Raw genomic sequence first — 7,282 nt, forward strand, 5'->3', positions numbered from 1 at the left:
CAGCGGACGAGGCGCGCGAGCGTGTCCATCGGTAGCACCACGCCCTTCGGCGTGCCGGTGGAGCCGGAGGTGAACAGCACGTAGGCGGGTCGCGAGAGCCCGCCACCCTGCTCCATCGGCGGCAACGTCGTCGCGCTATCGGTGGCGTCAGGTGCGGGGTCATCCAATGACAGGATCTCTGGCGGCGCACCGATCGAGGTCGACGGTGCGCGCGAGATCAACTCCTCGAGAAAACTGTTGCTGCTCAGCACCGCCGCCGGCGTCGCGATCTCGAGCATCCGCCGGCGTCGACCGGCGGGCTGCTCGGGATCCAGCGGCACGCAAGCAGCGCCACAGTGCAGTACTGCGAGCAGCGCCTCGACGAGGTTGATGCCCGGCTCCGCCGCGATGGCGACACGATCGCCCGGCACGACGCCCGCTGCACGCAGCTGCTGCGCCCGTGCGCGCACGCGCGTCGCCAATTCCCCGTAGGTGACGCTTCGCTCTTCTAACGTCAGCGCGACCGCCCGCGGTTTAGTGCGGCCGTGTTGCAGAACACGCGCTATCGGCTCGTCCACCTCGAGCCCTGGATCGACCGCGTCCGACATCGGTGCAGCCGTCTCCAGGTCGTCGTCGGCAAGCGGTACGTGCAGGGGTGACGCGTCGAGGTAGTCAGGCATCGCACTCAGCACGCGCGCAAACAGCTGCACCGCACGCGCCACCGCTTCAGGATCCGTCCCCGTGCCCCCGAGCCCCTGTACGGCAATACCCGACCGCGGCGACACCATCAGGGTGAAGGGGTAGTTGGTCTTCTCGAAGTCGCCGAGCTCGGTGATGCGCAGGTCGCTGAAGCGACCCGCGGCGTGCTGCAGGGTCCCCAGTGGCGTGTTGCCCACCACCACGATGCTGTCGAACAGCGACACATCGCCGGGCAGACCCGCCAAACCGCGCAATTGGGTAAGCGGCGTATGCTCGTAGCGCCGATCCTCGGCCTGGCGACGCTGTAGAGCGCGCAGCCAGTCCCGCAGGGAGTGGGCCGACTCGAGGTCTGTGCGCAGCGGTAAGGTCGTCAGGCACATGCCCACGGTCGGGGTCGCCTTAGCACCGGCGATCGCCGTGGTCACGGCCGCGTCACGCCCACTCGAGGTCACGCCAAAGAGCACATCGGTGCGCCCGCTGAGACCCGACAAGGCGATAGCCCAGGCGCCTAGCGCCATGGTACCGAGGGTCACCCCAGCGTCGCGCGCGGCGGCTTCGACCCGTTCGGCCGCCTCGGCGGGAAGGGTCACGGCGTGCTTGCTCACCGCCGTCGCCTTCCCACCGTGCCGCGCGGTGCGGGCCATGACCCCCGCGTAGCTCGGGGTAGTGACGTCTGCCAGGCGTTCACGCCAGTGCGCGGTGGCCGCCGCCTGATCCGCCGCCATGACGCGCCTGACGTGGGTGGAGAACGGAACCGACGGGGGCAACGTGAGCGCCTTCCCCTCGCGTGCGGCCGCCACCTCGAGCAGCAACTCTCGGGACACCACCGGCACGGACCAGCCATCGAGGAGGATATGGTGGTAGGTCAGCATGATGCGCTGGCGCTGCTCGCCGAGCCGATAGCGGTGCAGGCGCACCGCTGGTGCGCGTGTGAGGTCGAAACCCTTGCGCCTGTCGTTGGTCAACACGTCGGCCAGGCGCGCGGCCTGCTCGGCGGACCCAAGGGCGCTGAGGTCCTCGTCGATCACCGGTGTCCGCACACGGCGATGAACCATCTGATAGGGCCGCTCGAGCCCCTCCCAGTGGAAGCTCGTGCGCAGCACGCCATGGCGCGAGGCTACGCGTTCCCACGCCTGCGTGAGTTCGGTGGTGTCGAGCTCGCCCTCGAGGGTCCACCATAGCTGCTGCACGTAGGTGCCCGTCCCCGGGCTGCCGAGCGTGTGGAAGAGCATGCCCGCCTGAGCGGGAGTGAGCTCGTAGATATCCTCGACGTCCGGGGCATTCGTCGTCACGACGCGTCTTCCTCGCGCGCATCATGGTGGGTGGCGGTTTGCGCGAGGCCCAACAGCCGCTCTAGGTCGCTGGCCTTGATCTGGCTAGCACTCACGCTGCTCGGGGCGGCGACGTCGTCGTCGCCCGCCGAGCGCTCACTTGTCGCCGATGCCAACTCCGTGGGATGTGCAGGGCCTGTCTCTATCTTCCCCGTAGGCTCAATTGCGGCGTTGTCAGACGTCACCGGCACGTCGGCCCGTTGAAGACACTCGGCGATCCGCTGCGCGAGCCCCGCCACCGTGTCGACACGGTGTACCTGCGGCGAGTAGGTGATGGCGAGTTGCACCGACCCATCGGGCACGGCCTCGCTGACAAGCTCAATCTCCAACAGGTGCTCGCGCCGTGCCTCAGCGCAGGACCATGGCGTCGGCAACGGTGCCGGCGCCAACGGCCAGTCTCCCACGCTACCGGCGGCCATCGGTCGCGCTCGCACCAGCACTTCGGCGCAAGAAGGCGTCGCCGCATCTCTCTGCGGATCGGGCGTCGTGCTGCAGATCTCGTCGAGCGCTGCCTGAACCTTCTCGACGGCAGGAGGCCAGTCCCCGGCATCAGCGTCGACCACGATATCCACGTGCCGTGTGTAGGCACCTACCGCGCCTGTCGGGTAAGCCGCTGCTGCCCGCTCATCCACTTCCACCGCGAGCGTGGCCTGATCGATCCCTTTCCAGGCGCCGATCACTTCAGCCACCGCCGTCACCAGCAGCGCGAACGACGCGGGCGCCTGGCCGACCGACTGGGTGAGCGTCGCGACGTCCCCCGCGAGCGCCTCACCGAGGGGCATGTCGCGCGGTAGCCCGCCAGCACCATGTCCGTTCACCGGTGAGGCTGGCGCATCCAACGCGCGCAACAACGACGCTTCGGCGTGTTGGGCGAAACACCCAGCCGCAGGATCTACACCATCGCCCACGGTCACCTCGGCGGAAGAGTCTGCGGTCACCGCATGGAGCTCCGCGATGACATCGGCCAGCAACGGTTGCAGAGAAGCACCGTCGGCGATGAGACCATGTACGAGCACTGCCAGCTCGACTCCGTCCGCACTCTCCAGGCGAGCGGCGGCAGCAACAGGGCCGGCGACGGGGTCGAGCACCTCGGCCACCTCACGCAAAACTTGGGTAGGCGTGCGCTGTGGCGATGTTGCATGGGACGCGATGAGCCACGGTGCCTGCTCTTCGCCCACCAAGCGTTGTACCCAGTCGCCGTGTGCCCGGGCCGCGCGAAGACGCAGGCAGCCATGACGTTGCGTGCACGCGGTCGTCGCCGCCCGCAGCGCCGCTTCGCTGAGCGTGCCCGCCTGGGCCTTGCTTGGCACTGCAATCTGTACGCCCACCGGTGCCCCGCCCGCGGTCAACCATCGCCGCTGCTGCGCAGTCCACGACACGATCCGACGCGCCGCCGACGCACTCTCCGTCGCGCTCCGCTGCACGGACGCCAAGAATTCCTCGGGCGTGCGCGCCTCGGCCAGGGCACTGACGTACTGAATAGGTATCACCCGCGTAGCTCCGTCCGCGCCAGCGGCTGCCTCCAACGCCTCGCCGCCATCGCCCTGCACAGGACGAAGCACGGCGCTCAGGGCCGCCACGGTCTGGCTTTCGAAGAGGTCCGCGGGATCCACGCCGAAGCCTGCCTCCTGAAGCTGGGCTAGCACCTGCAGGGCCTGGAGCGAATCGCCGCCGAGCTCGAAGAAGTCGTCGTCGCGGCCGATCTTCGTGATCCCGAGCACCTGCTCCCAGATCTGAGCCACCGTGTGTTCCAGGTCGCTCGTCGGGGCCGCGTAGGGTGTCGAGCGCATCGTGGGTGTTGGCACCCCAGCGGCTTCTTGCTCCGATGGCGCAGTGGCCCCGCTACCTGGCGTCGACCCCGTTCCAGACGATGCGGAGATCGCCCCTCGCAGACCCAGAAGGTCGGCACCGGGCGCAGGGTCTACCCAGTGACGCTCGCGAGCGAATGGATAGGTTGGCAAGGGAATCCGTCGACCGCGCCCGCCTGGCAGGGCCCGCGCAAAGTCCAGTTTGGCGCCGCGCAGCCACAACTCCGACGACGCAAGCGTGAGCGGATCACCAGCCCCCGCATCCCCCGGCAGCGTCGGCACCACCGACAGGTCGCCCTGGCGGGCGGCCAGCGACGCCAGCGCTCGCCCGGGTCCTACTTCCAAGCCGATGGCGTCCGTATCTTCCACCAGGGTGACGAGCGCATCGACGAAGCAGACGGGCGAGACGAGCTGTTCGGCCCAGAAGCTCGGGTCCTGTGCTTGCTCGGCCGCCATCCACCGCCCCGTGTGCGCGGAGACGATCGGCGTTTGCGGTGCATGACGCTCAACGGCGGCCACCGCTTCGCGGAACGGCCCTACCGCGGGCGCCATCGCGGGAACGTGGAAGGCGTGGGAGGTGACCAGCTGGCGGTAGAGCACCTCTTCCTCGCTTAGCAGCTTCGCAAAGGCTGCGATCGCATCCTCGTGACCGCCGACGGTCACGTCGGTGGGTCCGTTCACCGCGCTAAGGTGAACGCCAGGGGTCTCGCCTCGCGCCAGCAGCGCTTCGACCTCCTCCCGTCCCCCGCGTACGGCGAGCATCGTCCCTGTTGCTTGGGCGGCCAGCAGCTTGCCGCGCAGCGCGACCAGGTAAGCCGCATCCTCCACGGCAAACACCCCGGCTTGGGTCGCGGCTACCAGCTCGCCAAGGCTGTGCCCCAGCAGCGCGCTGGCGTCGACACCGCGCGCCGACCACGCTCTCGCCAGGGCGAGTTCAAAGACAAAGAGGGCCGGCTGCGCCAACTCCGTACGCGCCAACAGCTCCTCCCCGTCAGCCAGCTCTGCATCCAGCAGCAAGTTCCGCAAGCCGTGAGGCGCCGATACCTCCACTCGGGCGAGGGCCACGTCCATCGCCTGCAGTATCTCCTCGAAGGCCTCACGGAACGCCCGATCGGTAGCGTGCGGCACCGACGCCATACCGGGCGTCTGGGCGCCCTGTCCGGGGAATAGGAACGCGACCGAGGCATCGCGTGCCAGCGCCGTACGGCTACGCACGCGCTCAGGTGACTCGCCGCGCAGAGCGCGGATGGCCTCGTCGCGGTTCGCGCAGACGACGGTGCGGCGTAGCGCGAGCGCGCGGCGTCCCGTCGCGAGGGTCCACGCGACATCCGTGAGCGCGAGATCCGGTCGACACGCCAGGTGATCGGCGAGTGACCTGCCGATCTGCGTGAGCGCCTCTTCGCGCTGCGCCGACAAGGTCAGCCATGTGGCTCTCGGCCCATCCTCGGGCCCAGAGGCGGATGAAGCAGTCGGTAACGGGGGACCCCCCAGGACCGCATGCACATTGGTCCCGCCGATACCGAAGGAGCTCACCCCCGCCCGCCGTTGCTCTGGCGGACGCGTCAGGGGCTCGCACGCCGTGGCGAGCTTGAACGGCGATTCCTCCAGCGCCAGGCGCGGATTGGGTTGTTCAACGTGCAGCGTCGGCGGCAGTTCGCCGTGGGACAGAGCGAGTATGGCCTTGATGAAACCCGCTACGCCGGCCGCCGCGTCGAGATGACCGATGTTCGACTTGACCGACCCTAGCCAGGTCGACCCGCGCGGTGCCTGCACCCCGCCGAAGGCCTGCGTAAGGGCGGCCACCTCGATGGGATCGCCGATGTTCGTGCCGGTGCCGTGGGCCTCGATGAAGTCGACCTCCTCCGGGGCGACGCCCGCGCGGGCGAGCGCATGGGAGATGACGCGCGCCTGCCCGTCGAGTCCGGGCGCCGAATAGCCGGGTTTGGCGGCGCCATCGTTGTTCATCGCCGAGCCGAGGAGCACCGCATGGATCGTGTCGCCATCGGCGAGCGCATCGTCCAGGCGCTTCAACACCACCATGCCGAGGCCGCTGCCGAAGACCGTGCCGGCGGCCTGCGCGTCGAAGGCACGGCAGCGCCCATCGGGAGAGTTGATCCCGCCTGGCTGATAACGGTAGCCGCGTCCCTGCAGCGCATTGACCGTGACCCCACCGGCCAGGGCGACATTCGCATCGCCGCTGCGCAAGCTTTGGGCCGCGAGGTGCACCGCGACCAAGGACGACGAGCAGCCCGACTGCACGGTCACGGCGGGACCGTCGAGATCGAGATGGTAGGCGATACGCGTGGCTAAGTTATCGATTCGGTTCGCATGGCGCACAGCGGTGGCGCCGACCCCGGCCACGAGCGCGGGCGAGGTGGCCAGATTGGTCAGGAAGTAGCTGCCGAGGCCCGCCCCGGCGAAGACGCCGACTCGTCCGGCGTCCCGACCCGGCGCGATTCCCGCATGCTCCAGTGACGTCCAGGCCAGCTCGATGAGCAGCCGGTGCTGCGGATCCATGATCTCCGCCTGGCGCGGCGGGATCGAGAAGAAGCTTGCATCGAAGCGCTCGATGTCGTCGAGGACGGGACTCGCCGGCACGTAGCGCGGATCGTCGAGGAGGCGTGCGTCGACGCCGGCCGCGCGCAACGCCTCGACGTCGAGGCGTCGGACGCCGTCGCGACCGCTGCGAAGGTTCTCCCAGAAGGCGTCGACGGTCGGCGCCTCTGGAAAGCGTGCCGCCATGCCGACCACGGCGATACGGTCGTCGGCGCCGTCGGCGATGGGTGCTGACACGACGGGAGCCTGGCGGGGAGTCGCAGACGTGGGGCTATCGACGATCGGCACGCTCGTGGACGGCAAGTCGCCGATCCATCGCGCCTGGGTCGCCACCGTGGGATAGCGGAACAGTTCGGTGATCAGAATCTCTCGCTCGAAGCGGCTCTCCAGGCGGCTCATGAGCTGAACTAACAGCAGCGAATGGCCGCCTAGGTCGAAGAAGTTGTCCTCCACCCCCACGCGCTCTAAGCCCAGCAGCTCCGCCCAGATCCCCGCGATGTCGCGCTCGACGCGTCCCCGTGGCGCCACGAAGTGGGTGTCGAGGTCGGGCCGCTCCGTCTCCGGCGCCGGCAGTGACTGGCGATCGATCTTGCCGTTCGCCGTCAAAGGCAGCGTGCGCAGCAGGACCCAATGGCCAGGCCGCATGTACACGGGCAGTCGCGTTCTCACCCACTCGCGCAGAGCGCCTGACTCGAGACGCGCCCCGGGGCGAGGGGCCACCCACGCGGCCAGGCGGATGTCGGCGCCGCGCTGTTCGCCGGCGGGGCCGACCGCCACCTGCGCGACGTCCGGGTGCGCAGAGAGAACCGCCTCGATCTCCTCCGGCTCCACGCGGAAGCCGCGCACCTTGAGCTGGAAGTCCGTGCGTCCCAGGTAGGACAGGGAGCCGTCCTCAAGGCGCCGCACGCG

General features: G+C 69.1%; 2 protein-coding genes. Both read right to left on the reverse strand.

What is annotated here, in order from left to right; genetic code table 11:
• A partial coding sequence (locus AAF184_23845; GenBank protein MEO0425389.1) for a condensation domain-containing protein occupies window positions 1-1,970 on the reverse strand: 1,970 nt, incomplete at its 3' end.
• A partial coding sequence (locus tag AAF184_23850) for a beta-ketoacyl synthase N-terminal-like domain-containing protein (GenBank protein MEO0425390.1) occupies window positions 1,967-7,282 on the reverse strand: 5,316 nt, incomplete at its 5' end. The genes AAF184_23850 and AAF184_23845, both read right to left, overlap by 4 nt.

The organism is Pseudomonadota bacterium (genome assembly GCA_039815145.1).
In the GTDB taxonomy this organism is placed as follows: domain Bacteria; phylum Pseudomonadota; class Gammaproteobacteria; order Steroidobacterales; family JBCBZW01; genus JBCBZW01.